The organism is Sphingomonas sp. Ant H11 (genome assembly GCF_000797515.1).
In the GTDB taxonomy this organism is placed as follows: Bacteria; Pseudomonadota; Alphaproteobacteria; order Sphingomonadales; family Sphingomonadaceae; genus Sphingomonas.
This window is the reverse complement of the sequence record NZ_JSBN01000186.1, coordinates 1-1,539: the sequence shown is the minus strand read 5'-3', so window position 1 is coordinate 1,539 and position 1,539 is coordinate 1. Positions and strand designations below refer to the sequence as shown.

At 68.1% G+C, this 1,539-nt stretch carries 2 protein-coding genes; both read right to left on the bottom strand.

What is annotated here, in order from left to right:
- Window positions 1-441 (bottom strand): Smr/MutS family protein (locus NW75_RS21300; protein WP_033967394.1); only part of this gene is annotated, 441 nt, incomplete at its 3' end.
- Complete coding sequence (gene mltA, locus NW75_RS21295; protein ID WP_081988862.1) at window positions 416-1,531, bottom strand: murein transglycosylase A; 1,116 nt, start codon at window positions 1,529-1,531, stop codon at window positions 416-418. The genes NW75_RS21300 and mltA, both read right to left, overlap by 26 nt.
- Window positions 1,532-1,539: the final 8 nt, after the last annotated feature.

The window sequence follows — 1,539 nt, the reverse complement described above, 5'->3', positions numbered from 1 at the left end:
CGGACGCTCACTGGTCGGGCGCGGCGGCTTTCCGGTGACCAGCAGGATCGTGCGATCCCCGGCCCGGATCGCCGCGTCGAGCGCGCCGTCCAGTTCATTATAGGCGGATTGCAGCGTATGCCCGTGCAAATCGATTGTGCGATCGGGGGAAACGAGGCCTCGCGCGATTTGCTTGTCCCAGGTGCCGTCCAGCGTGTTGGCGCTGTTGGCGGCAGCGCGTGCGGGTTTGGGAACCGGCAACGGTGGAACGCGGCCGACGACACGCTTGGCAGGCGTTGCCGCAACCGGCGGGGCGATGGATGGCGCGGCCACGCCCGCTGCCCTGGCGGTTTTCGAGCCCGTCGCTGGCACCGTCGGCGCGGCTTTGGCCAAAGGGCGTACCCCGGCCATCACCCGCGCCCACAACGCCGCTTCGTCAGAACTGAGGTGACGCGTTCCCATCGGGCCTCTCACCAGACACGCGCGCGCCAGCCAGTCGCTGAAGAGTGCCCGTCGGTAACAAGAGAAAGGCGGTGCCGCGCGCGGTCATGCCCCCGGCGATGGCCTCGGCATCGGGGCCTGCCCCCCAAAAGGTATCGACGCGATTGGCCCCCTTGATCGCGCCGCCGGTATCCTGGGCGATCCACAGGCGGCTGGCGTCGGCGCGATCCATCGAGAGCAAGACCGGGGCCCCCAGCGGGATGAAATGCGGATCGGCCGCGACACTCACCCCGCCGGTGACCGCAACGCCCAACGCGCCCATCGGCGAGCCGGATTGTTCGTGAAAGAACACATAGCTCTTGTTTTCGCGCATGATGTCGCGGCCCTGATCGGGATGGTCATGCAACCATTGCGACATGCCCTGCAGCGAGGTTTGCCCCGGCCCGAGCAAGCCGCGCTTTTTCATCAGCGTGCCGATGCCGGTGTAATCGCGGCCATTCTGATTGTCATAGCCGATCCGCATCACCGACCCGTCGGGCAAGCGCAGCCGCCCCGATCCCTGGATCTGCAGGAAGAACAATTCGACCGGATCGGCCGCCCAGGCAAGGATCGGCGCGCGTCCGGCGAGCGAGCCGGTCTCGATCGCGGTACGATCGTCATAGGGGATGAAGCTGCGCCCATCGACGCGGCCGCGGATCTTCTTGCCCTTCAGCGTATCGCTGAACTGGCCGAGATCGACATCGACCAGGTCGGTCGGTCGCGCGTAAATCGGCACGTCATAGCCGCGCCGCCGTTCGCGCGCGGCGCGGATTTCGGGCTCGTAATAGCCCGTGGCAAAGGCTTTGCCGTCGCCGACCTGCGCCGTCTCGAAATATTCGGCGAAGAACGCCCGTGCCTCGCCCCGGCGGACGCCTGGCGCGGCCCCACACGCCGCCGCCCAATCGCTGCCGCGAGTCAGGCCGGAAACATCGGTACGGCGCAACAGCGACGGACAGGAGGCCTGAAAAGCCACCAGAGCCCGCGCCGCAGCGGCTTCGTCGATGGGGAGCGTGTAGACAGGCGGACCTGCGATCACGCCCGCGCTGGCGGCGGTCGCCGTGCCGGCCGCCACCCTGGGCG